General features: G+C 65.5%; 19 protein-coding genes. 4 read left to right on the top strand and 15 right to left on the bottom strand.

Translation table 11 applies throughout. The features are described from left to right. Positions 1 to 74: 74 nt before the first annotated feature. Positions 75 to 1,253 (bottom strand): flagellin, encoded by a 1,179-nt coding sequence (locus ACREE8_RS18830; protein ID WP_431574543.1) that lies wholly within the window; start codon positions 1,251 to 1,253, stop codon positions 75 to 77. 106 nt (positions 1,254 to 1,359) lie between these two features. Between ACREE8_RS18830 and ACREE8_RS18825 the strand changes: the two genes are divergently transcribed. The 3 genes from ACREE8_RS18825 to ACREE8_RS18815 are packed head-to-tail and all read left to right on the top strand — an operon-like array spanning position 1,360 to position 5,838. Next, on the top strand, positions 1,360 to 4,164 hold the full coding sequence (locus ACREE8_RS18825; protein ID WP_431574542.1) for a tetratricopeptide repeat protein: 2,805 nt from the start codon (positions 1,360 to 1,362) through the stop codon (positions 4,162 to 4,164). Positions 4,165 to 4,196: 32 nt separating this feature from the next. Further along, positions 4,197 to 5,270: an FkbM family methyltransferase gene (locus ACREE8_RS18820; protein ID WP_431574541.1), complete on the top strand. Its 1,074-nt coding sequence runs from the start codon at positions 4,197 to 4,199 to the stop codon at positions 5,268 to 5,270. Between the two features lie 10 nt (positions 5,271 to 5,280). Next, positions 5,281 to 5,838 (top strand): acyltransferase, encoded by a 558-nt coding sequence (locus ACREE8_RS18815; protein WP_431574540.1) that lies wholly within the window; start codon positions 5,281 to 5,283, stop codon positions 5,836 to 5,838. A 61-nt stretch (positions 5,839 to 5,899) separates the two neighbouring features. Here ACREE8_RS18815 and ACREE8_RS18810 read toward each other — a convergent pair whose 3' ends face one another. The 14 genes from ACREE8_RS18810 to ACREE8_RS18745 form a co-directional block, all read right to left on the bottom strand. Then, positions 5,900 to 6,658 (bottom strand): SDR family NAD(P)-dependent oxidoreductase, encoded by a 759-nt coding sequence (locus ACREE8_RS18810; protein WP_431574539.1) that lies wholly within the window; start codon positions 6,656 to 6,658, stop codon positions 5,900 to 5,902. A 229-nt stretch (positions 6,659 to 6,887) separates the two neighbouring features. Beyond that, positions 6,888 to 8,039, bottom strand: a complete 1,152-nt coding sequence (locus tag ACREE8_RS18805) for an aromatic ring-hydroxylating oxygenase subunit alpha (RefSeq protein WP_431574538.1) — start codon at positions 8,037 to 8,039, stop codon at positions 6,888 to 6,890. A 111-nt stretch (positions 8,040 to 8,150) separates the two neighbouring features. Then, on the bottom strand, positions 8,151 to 8,795 hold the full coding sequence (locus tag ACREE8_RS18800; protein WP_431574537.1) for a hypothetical protein: 645 nt from the start codon (positions 8,793 to 8,795) through the stop codon (positions 8,151 to 8,153). Between the two features lie 6 nt (positions 8,796 to 8,801). Next, positions 8,802 to 9,620, bottom strand: coding sequence for an NAD-dependent epimerase/dehydratase family protein (locus ACREE8_RS18795; protein ID WP_431574536.1), 819 nt, complete (start codon positions 9,618 to 9,620; stop codon positions 8,802 to 8,804). Then, complete coding sequence (gene rfbC / locus ACREE8_RS18790) at positions 9,608 to 10,165, bottom strand: dTDP-4-dehydrorhamnose 3,5-epimerase (protein WP_431574535.1); 558 nt, start codon at positions 10,163 to 10,165, stop codon at positions 9,608 to 9,610. The genes ACREE8_RS18795 and rfbC overlap by 13 nt, the downstream gene beginning before the upstream one ends. Beyond that, a complete protein-coding gene (locus ACREE8_RS18785) occupies positions 10,162 to 11,445 on the bottom strand; it encodes a methyltransferase domain-containing protein (RefSeq protein WP_431574534.1) in 1,284 nt (427 codons plus the stop codon). Before ACREE8_RS18785 ends, rfbC begins: the two co-directional genes overlap by 4 nt. Further along, positions 11,435 to 12,514, bottom strand: a complete 1,080-nt coding sequence (gene rfbG / locus ACREE8_RS18780; RefSeq protein WP_431574533.1) for a CDP-glucose 4,6-dehydratase — start codon at positions 12,512 to 12,514, stop codon at positions 11,435 to 11,437. The genes ACREE8_RS18785 and rfbG overlap by 11 nt, the downstream gene beginning before the upstream one ends. Next, positions 12,487 to 13,389 (bottom strand): glucose-1-phosphate cytidylyltransferase, encoded by a 903-nt coding sequence (gene rfbF / locus ACREE8_RS18775; RefSeq protein WP_431574532.1) that lies wholly within the window; start codon positions 13,387 to 13,389, stop codon positions 12,487 to 12,489. Before rfbF ends, rfbG begins: the two co-directional genes overlap by 28 nt. Positions 13,390 to 13,451: 62 nt before the next feature. After that, positions 13,452 to 13,958 (bottom strand): flagellar assembly protein FliW, encoded by a 507-nt coding sequence (gene fliW, locus ACREE8_RS18770; RefSeq protein WP_431574531.1) that lies wholly within the window; start codon positions 13,956 to 13,958, stop codon positions 13,452 to 13,454. Positions 13,959 to 14,008: 50 nt separating this feature from the next. Continuing rightward, positions 14,009 to 14,983, bottom strand: a complete 975-nt coding sequence (locus ACREE8_RS18765) for a flagellin (RefSeq protein ID WP_431574530.1) — start codon at positions 14,981 to 14,983, stop codon at positions 14,009 to 14,011. Positions 14,984 to 15,003: 20 nt separating this feature from the next. Continuing rightward, positions 15,004 to 16,761, bottom strand: coding sequence for a flagellar hook-associated protein FlgK (gene flgK / locus ACREE8_RS18760; protein ID WP_431574529.1), 1,758 nt, complete (start codon positions 16,759 to 16,761; stop codon positions 15,004 to 15,006). 13 nt (positions 16,762 to 16,774) lie between these two features. Next, positions 16,775 to 17,221 (bottom strand): hypothetical protein, encoded by a 447-nt coding sequence (locus ACREE8_RS18755; RefSeq protein WP_431574528.1) that lies wholly within the window; start codon positions 17,219 to 17,221, stop codon positions 16,775 to 16,777. Beyond that, positions 17,218 to 17,538, bottom strand: coding sequence for a rod-binding protein (locus ACREE8_RS18750; RefSeq protein ID WP_431574527.1), 321 nt, complete (start codon positions 17,536 to 17,538; stop codon positions 17,218 to 17,220). The genes ACREE8_RS18755 and ACREE8_RS18750 overlap by 4 nt, the downstream gene beginning before the upstream one ends. Further along, a complete protein-coding gene (locus ACREE8_RS18745; RefSeq protein WP_431574526.1) occupies positions 17,538 to 18,722 on the bottom strand; it encodes a flagellar basal body P-ring protein FlgI in 1,185 nt (394 codons plus the stop codon). The genes ACREE8_RS18750 and ACREE8_RS18745 overlap by 1 nt, the downstream gene beginning before the upstream one ends. Positions 18,723 to 18,941: 219 nt before the next feature. Here ACREE8_RS18745 and ACREE8_RS18740 point away from each other — a divergent pair, with 219 nt between their 5' ends. Continuing rightward, on the top strand, positions 18,942 to 19,367 hold the full coding sequence (locus ACREE8_RS18740) for a flagellar assembly protein FliX (protein WP_431574525.1): 426 nt from the start codon (positions 18,942 to 18,944) through the stop codon (positions 19,365 to 19,367). Positions 19,368 to 19,519 lie beyond the last annotated feature (152 nt).

Genomic DNA, 19,519 nt, shown 5'->3' with positions numbered 1-19,519 from the left:
CACGTTGCCTCGATCTAGGACCCTTGCGGCCGGCCCGGCCGGAGGGAATGCCCCTCCGGCCTTGCCTGTCGCAATTACTGGAACAGTTTCAGCAGGTTCTGGGGCATCTGGTTGGCCTGGGCCAACATCGACACACCAGCCTGAGTCAGGATCTGCTTCGACGTGAAGTTCGTCATTTCTGACGCGATATCCAGGTCGAGCAGGTTCGAACGAGCGGCTTCGGAGTTCTCGATCGCCGACGACAGGTTGGCCGAGGCGAATTCGAGACGGTTCTGATAGGCACCAACCTTCGAACGCGCGGTATTCAGCGTGTCGATGGCAGTGCTGATCAGGTCCGACGCAGCGTCGGCCGTCGCCGTGGTCGTGATATCCGTGCCGGCCAGAGCAAGGTTGGCGGCATTGATGCCGTCGACCGACACCGTGATCACGTCCTTGGTCGCATCCGTACCCGCGCCGACCTTGTACGAGAACGAGGTCGAGCTCGAGCCGGTGAAGTGCAGGCCGTTGTTGGTGCTCGCCGCGACCGACGTGGTGGAGTCGAACGCGGTGTTGAGCGACAGAACGACGTCGCCGGGAGCGGTCGTACCGACCGCCGTGAGCTTCACGCCAGCACCCGTGATCATCGCGCCCGAGCTGTTGACAGCGCTCGAAGCGATCGCACCGGTGTAGGAGCCAGCCGCCGCCGTCAGCGTGAAGGTGTGACCCGTCGTGCTGTAGGACAGCGTGTAGTTGTCGGAGGTCGACGCCGTCAAGCCATGGCCAGTGATGCTGCCCACGCCGTTGGCGACTGTGAAGGCATTCGAGGTCGAGGCATTCAACACCGTGGTGAGCGAACCGTTCACGAGCTGCTGACCGTTGAAGTCGGTCGCCGCCGCAATACGGGTCACTTCGGCCGTCAGAGACTGGTACTCGGTGTCGAGCATGCCACGTTCAGTCGCGGAGAGCTGACCCGAACCGGCCTGAACCGACAGGGTCTTCATACGCACCAGAACGTCGTTCACGCGAGCCATGGCGCCGTCTGCGATCTGCAGCATCGACACGCCCTGGCCGGCGTTCACGCTGGCCTGCTTCAGAGCATTGACGGTGCTGTTCAAACGCGCACCGATCGCCATCGCGGCGGCGTCGTCTTTGGCCGACACAACGCGGCTGCCCGAGGACAGCTTGGCCAGAGACGAGGTCGCAGCAGCGTCCGACGTCATCAAGTTGCGATGAGCGACGTTCGCGGCGTAGTTCGAGATAACGTTCATAGACATTTGGAGATCTCCTACATGGATGAAAACGCCGTAGCTTCCTGCCACGGCACCAGAGTCCTGTCCCTGCATGGGAAGGGACTCCGGCGGGAAAGACGCAGCAAGTGAGATGCCAACCTGCCCCAGGACGCCTTATCAGCGGGTTAACTCGGGTAAACGAACCGCGTCGCGGCAAAATTTGCCGGGTGGCGGCAGAAAGCACCCGGCAGAATTTGCCGAGTCCGGCAAAAGCTGCCGGCCACCGCCCCTCAAGGCTTCATCCTCGTCGACAGGCGTTAAAGCCTCCTCAACCTTACCGGACACAATATCCTCTTGGAATCGGAAGAGGCTATCGGACATGGCAGTCGGCGCTCAAAGCTCGTTCAACGGTAATCGGCACCCGAAGGGTTTCCACGGCCCGAAGAGCGGTCAATCCGCGGTCAAGCCCCTGCCGCCGGTGACATTGGCGATCTTGCAGCAAGGCCTGGCTGCGCATCAGGCCGGTCAACTCGACGACGCCATGCGTCTTTATGACAGGGTTCTGAAAGAACGACCGACTCAACCCGATGCCTTGCACCTCTCCGGCGTCATTCACCATCAGCAGGGCGAGAGCGAGATTGCGGTCAAACTGATTCGCAAGTCGCTGAAGGGCGATCCCAGCAACGCCAATGCATTGATCAATTTGGGTGCCGCCTTGACCTCCCTGCAACGTTGGGACGAGGCGGGTGACGTGTTGCGAGATGCCACAGCGCGACTCCCCAATAGCGCTGAAGCTCACGGCAACCTCGCAGCGGTCTATGAAAGGGAGGGGCGGCTGACAGACGCCGTGGCGCTATACCGGCGCGCGGCCGAGCTCAATCCCGGCAACGTACAGTATCTGCGTCACTGGGCCGATACCGCCCACGCCGCCGAATCCTGGAAGGATGCCGCGGAGGCGTTCACTCGCTATCTGGAGGCGGTCCCAGGCGACACCGATGCACGCAACAATATGGGGCTGGTGCTGCAGCGGGTAAACCGGCCGCAGGAAGCGGTCGAAGCCTTGCAAGCCTCGCTGGCCGCGCAGCCCGACAATGCGATGATCCACGGCAATCTCGGTAACGCCCTCGGCAATGTCGGCCGTCTGACCGAGGCGGAGTTCCATTTCCGTCGCGCCGTGGAACTCGCGCCTGACGATTGGCGCATGCAGATCAACCTCGTCAACCTCCTGTGGGAGATCGGGAAGATCGAGGAAGCGACCGCGCTGATCGACAAGGTGATCGCGGACCGCCCCGACGACGCTCAACTGCTGCAGCAAAGTGCCACGCGCTTCACCAATGCACGGCACTATGAGCGTGCCGAACAGCTGCTCAAGCGCGCGATCGAAATCGACCCCAATCTTGCCGAAGCACATAATTCTCTCGGCAATATCGACGCGCTTCGTTTCGACTACGCGGCTTCAGTCGAGAAATACAGCCGGGCGATCGCGCTCAAGCCCGATCATCTGCTCGCACACCTCAATCTCTGCATGGCCCTGCTGAAACTGCGCCGTTTCGACGAGGCCGCGATCCGGACCTATGGCCTCCGGATGCAGCCCGACTACGGCAAGCACGAGGCGGCAACCCTCAGCCGCATCATCCAGATCCTCAAGATCGTCGCGGATTTCGACGGCATCGAGCTGCTCGGCGATTTCTGGCCGGCGATCGAAGCCGCACCCATCGAGCATTTGTCGCCCGCGCTCCTGACGCTGCTGTCGATGGCCGAAGATGACGAGCATATCCAGCGGATGGTTGCCGCCAGTCGACGTATAGGCGTCGATCTGGAAATGAAGGCCGCCTGGAAAACGGGGACCGGGCCCACCGTCGTAAAACGCGCCGGCAAGGTCAAGATCGGCCTGGTTTCGGCTGACTTCCGCAATCACTCTGCCTCGCGCTGCATACTGCCGCTGTTGCGCGATTATGACCACGACCGGTTCGAGTTGCGCTGCTATTCGGCCGTCTCGGCGATCGATGATCCCGTTCAGCGCCAGATGGTGGAATTGGTCGATGCGTTCGTCGAGATCGACAACATGGACGATCCGACGGCCGCCGACAGGATCAAGTCCGACGGGGTCGAGGCCCTGTTCGATCTCTCCGGCTGGACCGCTTATTCCCGCCTGCCGCTGTTCGCCTTTAAGCCGGCGCCCTATCAGATTTCCTGGCTGGGCTGGCCTTTCACCTCGGGGCTGCCGTCGGTCGGTCATTTTCTGGTCGATCGTTTCAACGCGCCGACCCGCAACGGGCTGCTGGTCGAGAAGCCGCTGGTGATGGACGGCTCCTGGGTCTGTTTCGAGAATCTGACGCAGACGGCCATCGGCGAATCGCCGTTCAAGCGCAATGGCCACATCACCTTCGGGACGCTGAACAACACCTATAAGGTCTCCCAGAAGCAGATCGCACTCTGGGCGCGGATCATGGCGGCGGTGCCGGGTTCGCGCTTCCTGATGGCGCGCGCCGAAGTCCGGTCGCTGGTCTTTTGCCGTAACATGCTGGTCGAGTTCTCGAAATATGGCATCGGCGAGGACAGGCTCGACCTGATCGGCCAGGATGTCCGCACCGCGTCCCATTTCGACTTCTATAACCAGTTCGACATCTCGCTCGACACTTATCCTGTGGTCGGCGGCGTCACCACCATGGATAGCCTGTGGATGGGCGTGCCGGTCGTGGCGATGTATGGCGGCGCTTTCCATCAGCGCATCGGCCACAGCATCCTCAATCATTGCGGACTCGGCGAATTCAGCGTGCCGACGTCCGAAGCCTTCGTCGAGACCGCCTGCCGTCTTGCCGCCGACACGGATCGGCTGGTCGAGATGCGCGCCGAGCTGCGCCCGCAGGTCGCGGCTTCGCCCCTACTCGACGCGCCCGGTTTCGCCAAGCGCTTCGGCGCAGCGATTGCCGGTCTCGTCGGCGCTCCAAACTGAACCCCGCAAGCGAGAACGGGAGAGGCCCACCCATGAGCATGGATCCGGTTGAACGGCTGATCGACGCCCTGGGCGCGATCGGCAAAGACGAAGAGTTGCGCGTGCGTTTCGTCCAGCTGCTGCGGCAGGCCGAGGTCCGCCTGGCGCGGCCGGGCCTCGATGTCCGCGACGAGGTGACGGGGCCGATCGTCGATGCGCTCCATCAATGCCTTGGGCCGATGCATAAGCGCCTGGCCTCCGGCGTCGATTTCCATTTCCACTACCGCTCCCGTATCGCCCGCGAATTCGTGCTGGCACAGGACGCCCAGCCCGACCATGTCTGGGAGCCGCAGGCGACGCGCCTGCTGCTGCAGCTCGGCCGAGCCGCGCACAATGTGCTGATCGGCGGCGCCAAGGGCGGCGACCAGGCCGTGCCGCTGGCGCGTGAGATCCGCGGCTTCGGCGTGGTTCATTGCTTCGAGCCGGACCCCGAGCAGATGACGATGTTGCGCCACAACGCGGCGGTCAATGGTCTCGACAATCTGCGCTTCAACCGCCTCGGCCTCTGGGGCCGGGATCAGGCCAATCTGCGCCTGCTGCGCGAGAAGGGCGTGACGCGGCTCGAGCCCGCGGCCCCGGGCAGCGAGGATGCCTTCGCCTCCGCCACCATCGTCACCTATGCCGGCGCGCAGCGCATCGACAAGCTGGAGCTGATCAAGCTCGACATCGCCGGTGCCGAGCTCACCACCCTCATCAGCGCCGAGCGCTTCCTGTCGCAGCCCAAGGGCAAGGCGCCCAACCTCGTCTTCAAGGTGCATCGGAACCACACCGACTGGTCGCGTGGCCTCGACAATACCGAGATCTGCCGTTACCTCTCGGGCTTCGGCTATCACCTCTTCGCGGTGCGCGACTATGAGTCGAATGTGCCGATGAGCCGCCAGGCGATCGAGCTGATCCGCCCCGAGGAGACCTATCTCGACGGTCCCCCGCATGGCTTCAACATGCTGGCGGTGAAGGACGAGGCGATCATGGCCAACCCCCTGTTCCGCTTCGTCTCCGGCGTGAGCCCGCGGCTGCTGAAGCACAGCGACCCGCGGCTGCATCAACCGCTGGCGGGTGCGGCGTGACCCTGGACGCATGACCCACAAGCTCGCCGCCGCCCCGGAACCGCCATCCGATGCGCTGACCGTGGCCCCGTCGGCCTGGGTCAGCCCGGATGCCCGTATCTTTCCCTCGGTGCGAGGGACGAAGATAGCCATCGGCGCCGGCTCCAGGCTGTTCGAGTTTGCCGTGATCCGGGCCGTCGGCGGGAGCGGCGATATCGTCATCGGCGAGCGCTGCATGATCAATCCCCATTGCGTGCTCTATAGCGGTAGCGGAATCGAGATCGGCGACGATGTCGCGCTGGCGCCGGGCGTGCAGATCGTTCCGACCAACCATGCCTATCACCGTCGTGACATTCCCATCGCCCAGCAGGGCTTCCTGCCCTCCAAAGGCGGGGTGCTGATCGGCGACGATGTCTGGGTCGGCGCCAACGCGGTACTGCTCGACGGCGCGGAGATCGGCAAGGGCGCGGTCATCGCCGCGGGGGCCGTGGTGAGCGGCAAGGTGCCGCCTTATGAGATCTGGGGCGGTGTCCCGGCGAAGAAAATCGGGATCCGGGGCGAGGAGACGCGGCAGAGCGGCGTGTCGTAGCGGCGCGCCTCGCTCCGTCACCGCTGTGCCGGCGCCCAGCTTGGGCTCGGCACCGCTTGGATCAGGGTGGCTGGGGCGCCTGGGCGGTCAGCCCGCCATCGGCGGTGAAGAGCTGGCCGGTGATGAAGGCCGCCTCGTCCGAAGCGAGCCAGAGAGCCAGATTGGCGATGTCGTCCGGTTTACCTGTGCGTCCGACCGGATGGATCTGGTTGATCCGGCTGCGCGCGGCCGACGGATCGGGCAGGCTCCGGTAATAGGCTTCCAGCATGTCGGTCTCGATCCAGCCGGGGCAGATCGCGTTGCAGCGGATGCCGTCGCCTCCATGGTCGACCGCGACCGCGCGGGTCAGCGCATGGACGCCGCCCTTCGAGGCGCAATAGGCGGCGAGGTTGGGATCGGCCACGAAGCCGTCATAGGAGCCGATATTGACGATCGAGCCGCCGCCGCGCCGGCGCATCGCGGGGATCGCGGCGCGGCTGCAGAGGAACACCGATTTGAGATTGACCGCCATGACGCGATCCCATTCCGCCTCGGAGGTATGCTCGATCGTGCGCTCGAGCTGAAGCCCCGCATTGTTGACCAGGATATCGACGCCGCCGAAGCGTTCGGCCGTCGCGAAGAGCGTCTGCACATCCTCCGCCCGTGAGACGTCGGCCTGCAGCCAGTGGAGCCGCTCGGTCGTCGGAAACGGCGTCGCCGGTTCGCCACGGGCCGCAGTGACGACGACGGCGCCTTCCGCCAGGAAGCGCGCCACGATCGCCCGCCCGATCCCCCGCGACCCGCCGGTGACGATCGCGATCTTGTTTTTCAGACGTGGCATGGGGATGAGTTCCTAGCGGTGAGATTGAGCGGTTAGAAAAGGAATCTCGCCCCCTCCCCTTGCGGGAGGGGATAGGGGGAGGGGTGCCGCTGCGCGATGCATCGAGTGCGTGGCACCCCCCTTTCCTAACCTTCCCCCGCCCGCCGGCTTCGCCGGCAAACTCTCAAGAGTCGCGGGCGAAGCCCGCATGGGGGAAGGGATAAGCACAGAGGTGGCGAGGATTAGATAGTCACCCGATATCCCCCAGCGCGCACAGAACCTTCACCTGGAAGTCGTGCACCGCATGCTCGCTGATCTCCGAGCGCTCGGCGTCGACGACAAAGCGGCCCTGGCGGTATCCAAGGCTGTGTTGGCCCTGTTGCACGCTCTCGCAGATGGGGATGTCCTCGAGCCGCACGCCATGGACGAAGTCGATGACTTCCTGCTCTTCAGGTGTCGGCGGGTCGTTGGGGAAATACCATTCGACCTTCTGGACGGTCTGCTCCGGGCCGACGGGGGCGTGATGGAACACGGTCAGATTGCCGCCCGGATAGACCTCGATGCACCAGTTGGGCCAGAGCAGCCAGCTGCCGAACTCGTTCTGCTTCGCGGCCTGGTCGGTCTTGGTGCCGTAACCCTGGTTCGGCCCCTTGTCGCGGCTGCGATGGGTGTGGTGATGCTCATGCGCGGTGATGCGATAGGAAGGATAGTCGAGCGCGCCTTCGACCAGCGTCCTGTGCGAGATCGGGCAGTGGAAACATTCGGAGAAATTCTCGACCGAGTTCTTCCAATTGGCCCGCAGCGGATAGTCGCGCCGATAGACGCATTTGAGATCGGCGGCCTGGGGCGAGAAGGCGGCGAGTTCGGTAGCGAGGCCACCCGCCACCTTGTCGAAGGGTTCGGCCTGACTGTCGAGATTGACGAAGAGGAAGCCCAGGAAGGAATCGAGCCGGACCGGCTCCAGCGAGAAGGCCGTCTTGTCGAAATCGGCCATCTTCTCGCTGCCACGCGCGCTGCGCAGCGTGCCGGCCAGATCATAGGCCCAGGCGTGATAGGGACAGGTGATGACCGCGGCATTGAGCCGGCCCTCGCCTTCGAGCAGGCGATGGGCGCGATGCTGGCAGACATTGAAGAAGGCGCGGATCCGGCCATCGCGATCCTGCAGGAGCAGCACGCTCTGGCCCGCGATCTCGCGCACGATGTAGCTGCCGGGCCTGGGCAGCATCGAGCGATGGCCGACATACTGCCAGGTGCGATGGAAGATCGCCCGCTTCTCGCGCTCCCAGATGCCGGGGTCGTAGTAGTAGCTGCCCGGCATGCTGCGCGAGCGCAGCGGATCGCGGTCGAAATGCTGCAACGAGGCCGGCCTCGGCGCCGGCTGCGTGTCATCACGTGGGGTCATGGGTCGCTTCTCCCGGCGGGCTGGACCCTCCAAGTCTAGAGGGGCGACCGAGGCGGACAAAGGGCGCTGTGTTGTGCCGGGAGGCACCAGGGAGGCCAGCCAGGCAGCGGCTCAGAGCCGGAACAGGTCGGCCAGGATGTCCTGTTTGGGGGCCTTGAAGACGGGCTTGCGGTCGGCGTTGAAGACCAGGCAGTTGCCGGGGCTGTCGGCATCGATCAGGGAGCAGCCTTGCGCGATCGTGCTGCGGGCGCCGACATGGCAGTCGCCGATGATGGCGCTGCCCGGATACATCACGATGCCCTCTTCGAGCGTGGGTGCCGCGCCATGGTTCTTGCCGACCGTGCAGTTCTGATAGATCGCGAAATATTCCGGATATTTGAGCCGCACCAGCACGATGCCCAGCGAATGGCCGACGAAGAAGCGCTCGGGCAGGTCGGTGTCGTAGAAGCAGTGGAAGCCGTTCAGCGTCTTGTTGAGATAGAACAGCTTGGTCGCGAGCGTCGCATCCTGCCGGTTGCGCCAGACCGTGTTGGCGAGATAGGCCAGGAAGATCGTGTTCTGCTCGGAATGGAGATAGTGGAAGCGGTCCTGCGGCCACATCTTCACGGCGTTGATGCAGCGGTTGAGCCGGCCCAGCGCTTCGCCCAGGTCGCGCGCGATGCCGGAACGTGTCTCGACGCCGTCCGGAAAGAAATGATCGAGCTGGCGGGCCAGATAGTCGGCCAGCCCGTCGCGCGTGATACCGGCGAGCTCCATGGCGCTTCAGGCCGCGCCGAGGGTGGGCTTCTGGCGCATCATGGCGGGCAGGCGGTCATGCAGGAATTTGGGCCGCAGGTTGAAATCCTCGACGACGGCCGAGACGTCCACGGTCGGGGCCTGGTCGTTCGAGCGCGCCCGGGTCGCGGTGAGCTGCCAGCCGGTCAGGCGGAAGAGCAGCCTGAAGAGATCGACATTCGCGACATTGGCGCCGCTGGCGACGTTATAGAGCGGGCGCCGGCCGCGCTCGGCCACCGCCAGGAGGACCGGTAGCACGTCGTCGATATGGACATAGTCGCGCGCCGCATCCGGGCTCACTTCCATGGCCAGCGGGCCGCCCTGCTTGGCCGCGAGGATCGCGCGATGGAGGAAGATGTCGGCCTCGAGATCCTCGGCATAAACGCAAGAGAGCCGCACGGCGCGGACATTCTTGCGTCCCGCCGTCTGGCAGAGATTCTCGCCCAGCGCCTTGCTCAGATCGTAGAGATGGCGCGGCTCGTTGGGATTGAGCTCGAGCGTGTCCTCCTCGTTGCCGACCGGTCCGCCGCTGTCATAGAGCCGGGTCGAGGAGAGATAGGTCATGCTGTCGAAGGCGGCTTCCTTGAGCAGCCGCGCGAACAGCGTGACATGGGCCTCGACAGTGTCGAGGGGCCGCTTGAGGAAGTCGTTGGTCAGGCCGGCACAATAGAAGACATGGCCCAGCGGCCGCGAGAACAGGGCGTGGCTGCCCTTCTCGGGCGTGAAGGGGGCGACCTTGCGCGTCCGGGTCAGGTAACTCGACAGATGCGAGCCGACGAAGCCGCGGGCGCCGATTACGGTGTACATGCCGCCTCGCGCACGGCGTCGAGATGGGGCAGGGCCAGGTCGCGCGTCGAGATGATGCGCGCGCGGGCTTGCGGCCATTTGATCGCCAGGGTCGGATCGTCCCAGCGCAGGCCGCGCTGCAGGTCGGGGCGGAAATTGGCTGCGATCTGGTAGAACACCTCGGAATCGGGCCCGAGGCTCTGATAGCCATGGGCGAAGCCCGCCGGCGCGTAGACCAGGCGCCGGTTGTCCTGGTTGAGCTCGGTCCCGAACCATTGCCGGTAGGTCGGCGAGGCGGGCCGCAGATCGACGATCACGTCGAAGATCCGGCCGCGGGTGCAGCGGATGAGCTTGGTCTCCGGTTCCTCGTCGGCCTGATAATGCAGGCCGCGCAGTGTGCCGGGCAGCTTGTTGAAGGAGGTGGCGCAGTGATCGAACTCGGTCACCAGACCCTGCTCGCGGAACTCCTTGATCGACCAGGTGCGCGCGAAGAGCCCGCGCTCGTCGCGATAAGGCTCCGGATCGATCAGATAGGCGCCGGCGAGGCCGATTTCCTGGAAGATCATGGCCGCACGGCGAGACGCGGAATCGCGGTCACGAAGCGCCCGCCCCAGTCACGGATATGGCCCATCGACTGCTCGATCTCCGGCGCCAGGTTCCAGGGCAGGATCAGCACAAAGTCGGGGCGGGTCTGCGCCAGCATCTCGGGGGCATGGACGGGGAGCCGGCTGCCCGGCAGATAGCGGCCCTGCTTATGCGGGCTCAGATCGACGACATAATCGAGCAGGTCGCCGCCGATGCCGCAGTAATTGAGCAGCGTGTTGCCCTTGGCCGCGGCGCCGTAGCCGACGACATGCTTGCCGGATTCCTTGGCGTCGATCAGGAAGCGCAGCAGCTCGCGCTTCACCTTTGCGGTCCGCTCGGCGAAGCCGCGATAGGCCGAGATGTCGATGATGCCGGACTTGGCCTCGCGCTGGCGAAGGGCGACGACGGCGGCGCTCGGCAGGGCCGTGCCGCGATGCAGCGCATAGAGCCGCAGCGAGCCGCCATGGGTCGGCAGCTCCTCGACGTCGGTCACGGTGAGGTCATGCGCCGCCAGCACCTTCTCGGCGGTGGTCAGCGAGAAATAGGAGAAATGCTCATGATAGATGGTGTCGAACTGGCAATCCTCGATCAGCCGCAGCAGATGCGGGAATTCGAGGGTGACGGTGCCGGTCGGCTTGAGCGCGATCGCCAATCCTGCCGTGAAATCGTTGAGGTCGGGCACATGGGCGAAGACATTGTTGCCGATCAGGAGGTCGGCCTGGCGGCCTTCGCGCACCAGCTGGCGCGCGGTCTCGCGGCCGAAGAACAGGCTGACGGTGGCGATGCCGCGGCCGCGCGCAACGGCGGCGACATTCTCCGCCGGCTCCACGCCCAGGACCGGAATGCCGGCAGCGCGGAAATATTGCAGCAGATAGCCGTCATTGCTGGCGACCTCGACGACCTGGCTGTCGTCGCCCAGCTTGAAGCGTTCGGTCGCCTGGGTCGCATAGCGCTTGGCATGGTCGAGCCAGCTCTGCGAGAAGGAGGAGAAATAGGCGTAATGCCCGAAGATCTCGTCGGGCGTCTGGAACGCCTCGAGCTGAACCAGGAAACAGCGCTCGCAGACATGGGCCTTGAGCGGGAAGGTCGCTTCCATGCGGCCCAGGGCCGCCGGCTCGAGATAGGCGTTCGAGGGCGGCTGCGCCCCCAGATCCACGAACAGATGGGCCAGCGGCGAGCCGCAGAAGCGGCAGCTGGGCAGGTTCTCCGGAGCTGAGCGCGGGTCGCGCTTCGCCTTCAGGCGCATCGAGCTAGGCAGCATCGGCATATTCCTCGATCTGATCGAGTGAAAGGCGTCGCATGGGGCGATCGCCGAGTTGGGCGCGATACCAGGGGACGGTGCGCTGCAGCGCTTCCTCGACATTCCAGCGCGTGCGCCAGCCGAGCTGGCCTGCCGCCTTGTCGGCATTGACCGCGAGCAGCTGTTCCTCGAAGGGCGCGTCCTGGCGATTCTCGAGATGCCAGGCGGCGCCATGTCCCCAGAGTTTCGTCATCTGATCGGCGATCCAGGCGACCGACCGGTTGTCGTCGTGATTGGGTCCGAAATTCCAGCCGCCGGCATTCGTCTCGGGCTGGGCGACCAGGCGCTCGGCCAGGGTCAGATAGCCGCAAGCGGCTTCCAGCACATGCTGCCAGGGGCGGGTGGCGTTGGGATTGCGGATCCGGAGCGCATTGCCGGCCTCGAAGGCCCGGACCGCGTCCGGGATCAGCCGGTCCAGGGCCCAGTCGCCGCCGCCGACGATGTTGCCCGCGCGCGCCGTGGCGATGGCCGGGCCGTTGGCGCCGAAATAGGAATGGCGATAGGCCTCGACGACGATCTCGGCGCAAGCCTTGCTGGCGCTATAGGGCTCGCGCCCGCCGAGCGGATCGTCCTCGTGATAGCCGCGCTTGAGGCTGCGGTTGAGATAGACCTTGTCGGACGTGACCGCCACGATCGCCTGGACGCTGTCGACGCCGCGCAGGGCCTCGAGCAGATTGACCGTGCCCATGACGTTGGTGGCGAAGGTCTCGACCGGCGTCGCATGGGCCTGGCGCACCAGCGCCTGGGCTGCCAGATGGATCACGATCTCGGGCCGCGATACGCGGACCGCGCTCTCGAGCATGGTCCGGTCGGTGAGATCGGCGATGTTGGAGATGAGATCGCGCTCGAGCTCGAGCGAGGCGAACAGCGACGGCGTCTGCGGCGCCAGCGCATAGCCGATGACCTTGGCCCCCATATGAGCGAGCCACAGGCTCAGCCAGCCGCCGGTGAAGCCGGTATGGCCGGTGACGAGGACGCGCCGGTTGCGCCAGAAATCGGGATCTAGGCGCTGAGCCGCTTGCCGTTGCATTCCTGCCAGACCTGCCAGGGCGCATTGCCCTTGGCCCACATCTCGTTGAGCAGACACATCTCGCGATAGGTGTCCATGCATTGCCAGAAGCCGCCATGCTGGTAGACGGCGAGTTCCTGGCGCTGGGCCAGCATCTCGAGCACGCCCGCCTCGAGCGGCAGATTGTCGTCGGGACCGATGCTGTCGAAGGCGCGCTTCTCGAACACCATGAAGCCGCCATTGATCCAGCCCTCGGTGACCTGGGGCTTCTCCTGGAAGGATTTGACCAGCCCGCCGCCGATGGCGAGTTCGCCGAACCGCGACGAGGGATGGACCGCGGTCACGCTGGCCGCGCGGCGCTGCCGGCGGTGATGGGCGAGGAGCGCGTTCAGATCGACATCGGCGAGGCCGTCGCCATAGGTCGCGAAGAAGCTGTTGCCGCGCACGAATTTGAGGGCGCGCCGCAGGCGCTGGGCAGTCTGGGTCTCAGCCCCCGTCTCGGCCAGCACCACGCGCCAGTCCTCGGTCTCGCCCGCGGTCAGCGTCTCGAGCGCGCCGGTGCCGAGATCGACCGCGAAGTCGCTGTTGCGCATGCGGTAGTTCAGGAAATAGTCGCGGATCATGTCGCCGCGATAGCCCAGGCAGAGCACGAAGTTCTTCACGCCGAAATGGCGATAGAGCTTCATGATGTGCCACAGGATCGGCCGCCCGCCGACCTCGACCATGGGCTTGGGCTTGAATTCGGTTTCCTCGCGCAGGCGCGTGCCCTGGCCCCCGCACAAAATCACGGCGGTCATGTCGGCGATCCCGCTCGTCGGGCGGTCGAGCCGTTCGATCGGGTCGGCGGGAGGCTCGCTGGCGCGCATCATCTCTTCCACGGTCGGCTTGGCGCCCATGGTCCACGCCCTCCCTTAAAATGGCCTTAACCTTAAGCGTTTCTGACCGGGCTCCCGGCCGCTTACGCGGCGGCCTGGGCCGAGCCGATGGCCTGGCGCACCGGGTAGGTCGGGTTGGACAGCACCACCTGGCGCGCGACATGCCGGCGGGTGTCCATCAGCACCGGGGCCCGCAGATTGGCCGAGAGCTCGACCAGGTCGCCAACCGTGCGCACGGTCACGATCAGCATGAGCTGCAGGTCGTCCAGCGGGATCGCGATCGCGGTGCAGGCATCGGCCAGGTCGGCTTTCAGCACCGGCCCGCCATCGGTCGGGCAGGGCATGACGATGAAGGACAGGTCGGCGTCCTCCAGGCTCTGCATCAGGCGGAACTGGGTGAGCTTGGGATTCGGCACCGTCAGCAGGGCGAAGCGCCGATGCTGCGTGAAGCCCAGCGGCCCCTGCGGCATTTCGATCACATCCTCCCAGCGCCCGGCGATGGGGCCGAAGCGGGTCGCGACGGTGAAATCGCCGGCGATCCCTGCAGGGTTCGTCGCATCGTTGGCGAGAGCGGCTTCGGGGGCGGTCATGGTACGTCTCCTTCGTCTATCGGGCCCAAGTTCGTGACTTGAGGGGTCTGTTACTTCAGATAGTTGAGCAGGCTGAGCTGCGAGATCTGCGACAGGGTCATGTAGGAGGCCTGCAGCTGCGTCGTGTAGCCGCTGACCTGCGTCAAAGTCTGGGCGACATCGACAGTTTTGACGTCGGCGATGTTCTGCGTGAGATAGATCTGGAAATCGCTATGGCGGCTGTTGGCCTGGTCGATGCTGCTGCGCGAGGTGCCGATCTGCGCCTGGATGTCGGCGATGTCCTGCGTCAGGGGCAGCGTGCCGCGTGCCGCATTGCCGGATTCGGTACCCAGCGCCGTGTTGATCAGCGACAGCGCCGTCTCCATCTCGTCCTGGCTGGGCGTCGGGCCGGCGGTCTGGATGTAATTGGCCGCGCGCAACAGATATTCGAAGGCCGGATTGTCGGCGGTGATGCCGTATTTGATGGTCAGGCTGGTGTCGATGTCGGCCGACATCACCTGCGAATCACCCTTGTAGTACTCCGCCGTGTAGGTCGGCAGCGGCAGGGTCAGGGGCGGCGTCAGGGTCGGCGGCGTGGTCCAGCCATTGAGATCGACCGGCTTCACGTCGGTGCGCGAGCCGGAGAAGAGATAGCGGCCGTCGACCTGCACATTGAGCAGATTGGCGACCTGCTGACGGAAATTCGCGGCCTCGGTATCGATCGAAAGATCGCCGGCGTTGTTGTTGTTCTCGGCGTTCAGCAGCAGGGTGCGGAAGTTGGTCGCGGCCTTGAAGATGTCCGAGACGCTCGACTCCATGCTGGTCAGCCGGCTGTCGATGCTGGCGTTCGTCTTCACATACTGCGCGGTCTGGTCCTGCGCCACCTGGAGGCTGATGAGCTGATGCGCATCGGCGGCGATGCCGGAATAGGTCTGCGCCTTCTGGCCGCTCGAGGCCTGGATCTGCAGGTCCGCCAGCCGCTGCTGCACGCCCAGGGTCTGGGACTGCAGGAAGGCATTGAGCGCGTAGTTGGAGACGCGTGTCATGGCTTATCTACTCCCCGTCCTCAGCCCTGACCGAGACTGATCAGAACGTCGAACATCTGTGAGACCGTCGTCATGATCCGGCCCGACGCCGCATAGGCGTTCTGCAGCACGATCATGTTGGACAGCTCCTCGTCGGTATTGACGCCGCTCTCGGAACCGAACCGGCTCTCGATCTCGGATTTCAGGGACTCGGTGAAGGAATGGTCGTTATCGACCTGCGCCGCGGCACTGGCGTTCTGCGACAGGATATTGGCGGCGTAGTCGGCGAAGCTGGTGGTCGAGGCCGGCAGATTGCCGGTCGCGGCGAAGGCGGTGCCGGTGGTGAGCTTGGCGGCAAGCGCCGTCACCACGCTCGAATCTCCCGCACCGACATACCAGTTGAGGGCGGCGTCCTGCTGCAGCGCGCCGCGCGACAACAGGCTGGGATTGGTCTGGATGTCGTCGCGCACCTTGAGTACGGCCGCGAGATCGACGCCGGTCGGGTCGGTGCCGACTAAGAGGTCGTTGAGGTGGAGATAGTCGGACAGGTTGGTCGTGGCGGCGCCCCCGCCGGGATCGACCGTGCCGCCGGTGATGGCGACGCCGTAGGTGCCGCCATTGAGCGTGACGGTACCGCTATTGTTGCTGGCCGAGGCGCCCACGCCGAAGCCCGACAGAACGGTGTTGAAGGCAACCGCGAAGCCGGCGGCGTCGAGCGTGCCGGGCGCGGGCAGGGCGCCAGAGAAGGCGGCGGTGCCGTCCGGATTGAGCAGGGTGACCGTGACCGTGCCGGTGAGCGAGGCGGCGGTGCCGGCCTGGGGCCGGCTGCTGGCGAGTGTCGTGGGTGCCGGCAGGCCGGTGCCCTGGTTGTGGATCTTGTTGACCTCGTCGCGCAGATTGGTCGCGAGCTGGTTGATCTCGGCGGTGAAGTTCGGGAGCGTCGTGTCGCGCAACTGGACCAGGGCAGCGATCTTGCCGGAGCCGATCTCGCCGGTGAGGTCGGCGCCGTTGACCGTGATGCCGTCGATGCCCGAGGGATAGGTCACGGCCGCCTGCAGCGAGGACGCCGGCGTGTGGGTGATGAGCGAGGGATTGCCGTCGAGCAGGGTCCGCCCGGCCTTGGTGAAGATCACCATCTGGCCGTTGTCGCGGGTGTAGGTCGAGACATCCATCTGCTCGGAGATCTTGGAGACCGCGAGGTCGCGCTGGTCCTCGAGGTCGCCGGTCTCGATGCCGCGCAGCTTGGCCGCCACGATCTGGTCGTTGAGCTTGTCGATCGTCGTCAGCTGGGTGTTGACGATGCCGACCGCGTCGGAGATCTGGGAGTCGGCTTCCTGACGCAGCTGCTGCGTGTCGGACGACATCGAGTTCAGGTTCTGCGCCGCGCGCTGGGCGTTGGTCACCACGTCGAGGCGCAGCGACACGCTTTCCGGGTTGGTCGTCAGCGCCGTCATCGAGGTCGAGAAATTCGACATCATCGCGGCCAGCGAGCTGTTCGAATCGGGCGAGCCGAACATGTCCTGCATCCGCTGGAAGAACTGCTGCTGGACGTCGAGGCCGTTGAAATCGGAGGTGGTGTTCCGGAGCTGCACCTGGAGCGCCTGATCGACATAGCGGTCGATCGAGCCAATCTGGACGCCGGCACCGGTGCCCGCGATCACCCGGCTCTGCAGCTCGGCGATCTTGCGCGTATAGCCCGGGGTGTTGGCGTTGGTGATGTTGTTCGACAGCACCCGCATCGCAGACTGGTTGGTCTGCAGGCCGGTCAGCGCGGTATAGAGCGAACTGGTGAGCGACATGATGCTTCGTGCCTCAGAGCCGCTGATCGATGGTCACGGCCGAGACCGTGCCGGCGCGCCGGTAGGGGGCCGCCGGCGGCTTGGCGCCGCGGCCGGTATAGCCGACGGGCTTGCCGCGGCCGGTCTCGATCGCATCCACCATCGCGGTCAGGATGCGCTCATTGACCGCCTTGGCGGCGCGCAGCGCGCGCTCGTTCCTGGCGACGCAATGCTGGAGATGCTGGGCCGCCGCCGTCAGGCCCTGCAGCCGCGCCGGCTCGATCTTGCCCAGGGTGACCTGGTTTTCCTTGAGCTGCTTCATCTCGGTCTCATAGGCCAAGGTGAGACGGCTCTTCTCGCGCTGCAGCTCGGCCAAGGCCGCGACCTGGCGCTGGCCCAGGAGGGCGGTCTCGCGCTCGAGGCAGTCGGCGAGCTTCTGCGTCAGGAGCAGCAGCGCATCGAGGCGGTCGTTGGTCTTCATGGCTTCTGGGCCTCCTGCATCCGCAGGATCTCTTTCTGCACCATGTCGGCGATGCCGATGCCGCCGGTCTTGGCGGTCTGCTTGCCGTATTCCTGGAACAGCATCGAACGGAACACCTTCTCGCCCTGGCCGCCGCCGAACATGGAGTCCGGCTCGACGTCCTGGAACATCTGCTCGAAGGTCTGCGACAGGTAGAAGGCCTCGAAATTCTCGGCGGCCGCGCGCGCCTTGGCGGCGTCGGCGGTCTTGGCCGTGCTCGGCGCGCGGGGTGCGGCCAGCTGGGCGTAGTCGGAGGCGGTGGCGGCGAGGTTCGTCATTACCGCACCTCGATATCGGCCTGGAGGGCGCCCGCGGCCTTGATCGACTGCAGGATCGAGATCATGTCGCGCGGGCCGATGCCCAGCGCGTTCAAGCCGTTCACCAGTTCCTGCAGCGTCACGCCGGCCGGCACCACGGCAAGCTTCTTGCCGTTCTGCTCGTCGACCTGGATGTTGGTGCGCGGCACCGTGGTGGTCGTGCCGGTGTTGGAGAAAGCGTTGGGCTGCGAGACCTGCGGCGTCTCGGTGACGCGGATCGTCAGGTTGCCCTGGGCGATGGCGACCGTGCTGATGCGCACATTCGCACCCATCACGATGACGCCGTTGTTCTCGTCGATGACGACGCGCGCGACCTCGTCGGGCTCGACCGGCAGCTGCTCGATCTTGGTGAGCAGCCCGACGGTGTCGCCGTTGAACATCGGCGGGATCGTGATCTGGACTGTGGCGGGATCGAGCGGGCGCGCGGCGTCGAGGCTGAGATAGCCGTTGACGGCGTCGGCGATGCGCTGGGCGGTGGTGAGGTCCGGGTTGCGCAGCGTGATCTTCACGTTCTGCATGCTGTTCATGGCGAACCCGACTTCGCGCTCGATGATCGCGCCGTTCGCGATCCGGCCGCTGGTGGGAACGCCCTTGGTGACCGTGCTGGCATCGCCGGAAGCGGTGAAGCCGCCGATGGCGACCGGCCCCTGGGCAACCGCATAGACTTCGCTGTCGGCGCCGAGCAGGGGCGTCACGAGCAGCGTGCCGCCCTGGAGGCTGTTGGCGTCGCCCAGGGCCGCGATCTCGATATCGATCCGGGTGCCCTGGCGACCGAAAGGCGGCAGGGCGGCGGTGACCATGACGGCGGCCACATTCTTGGTGTCGAGCTTGGTGTCGCGCGCATTGACGCCGAGGCGTTCGAGCATGCCGATCAGGCTTTCGCGCGTGAACACCGACTTCTTGAGGTCGTCGCCGGTCCCGTTGAGGCCGACCACCAGGCCGTAACCGACCAGCTGGTTTTCGCGGACCCCCTCGAAATCGGCGATATCCTTGATCCGGGAGGTGGCGAAGGCCGAGGAGGGCAATAGCAGGACCGCCACCAGCATCAGCCCGGCAATAAGCAGGGGCAGCCCAGGGCGGCGGCGCTGGAAGAAGCGGCGCGCGGCGGGCAGGGCGGAGGTATAGGTGGTAATGGGTCCCATCATAGTGCCGAAACTCTAGCGCGAGCCGTGCCAACTGCCCGTCAGGCCCGCCAGCCGCCGGTTTCGGCGGTTTCCGGCCGTTCCCGGGAGACCCGGCCCCGGCAAATTCTGCCGCGACGGCCGGCAGGAGGTGCCGGGCTTAAAGGCTTGTTTACCGAGCTGCCGGTAGCGTTTGCCCATGGATCTCAGCCAACTCCCTCGGGGGCCGCAGGGCGTCTCGACATGAAGATCGACACCGGCGCTCCGGTCCGGTCGGCCTCGGCGTCGCGTCTGCGCGGCAGCGCTGCGGCGCGCTCGGGCATTGGCTTTGCCGAGCTCCTGTCGGAGCCGGCCAGCCCCAAGACGGTGACGGGCGCGGCCCCCCTCAACGGGGCAGACGCCATGCTGGCCCTGCAGGAAGTGGGCGACGTCACCGAGCGCAACCGCAAGGCCCGCGAGCGCGGCAATGCGATGCTGGACCGCCTGGAGGCGATCCGGATCGGGCTCCTGGATGGGGTGGTTTCGAGCGAAACCATCGCCGAATTGGGCAAGCTGGTCAGGGACCGGCGCGACGGGGCGGGGGATCCGCGACTCGCCGGACTCCTGGACGAGATCGAGCTCCGGGCGGCCGTCGAGCTGGCCAAGCTTGAACAGTCGACCAAGCCGTAAAAAAACCTTCTTATTTATCAATAGCCTACGGAGTCGCGCTGAGCCGCCTGGGGCTTGCTTGGAGCGTCGAAATTCATATACTCCCCACCGCTTCACGGTCGTGGCCGTCGATGCCGCTGGACCAGCTGCCGGGGAGCGCGCATGCGCATGAA

Source organism: Hypericibacter sp. (assembly GCF_050729195.1).
In the GTDB taxonomy this organism is placed as follows: domain Bacteria; phylum Pseudomonadota; class Alphaproteobacteria; order Dongiales; family Dongiaceae; genus Hypericibacter.
This window is presented reverse-complemented; position numbering and strand designations above follow the sequence as displayed.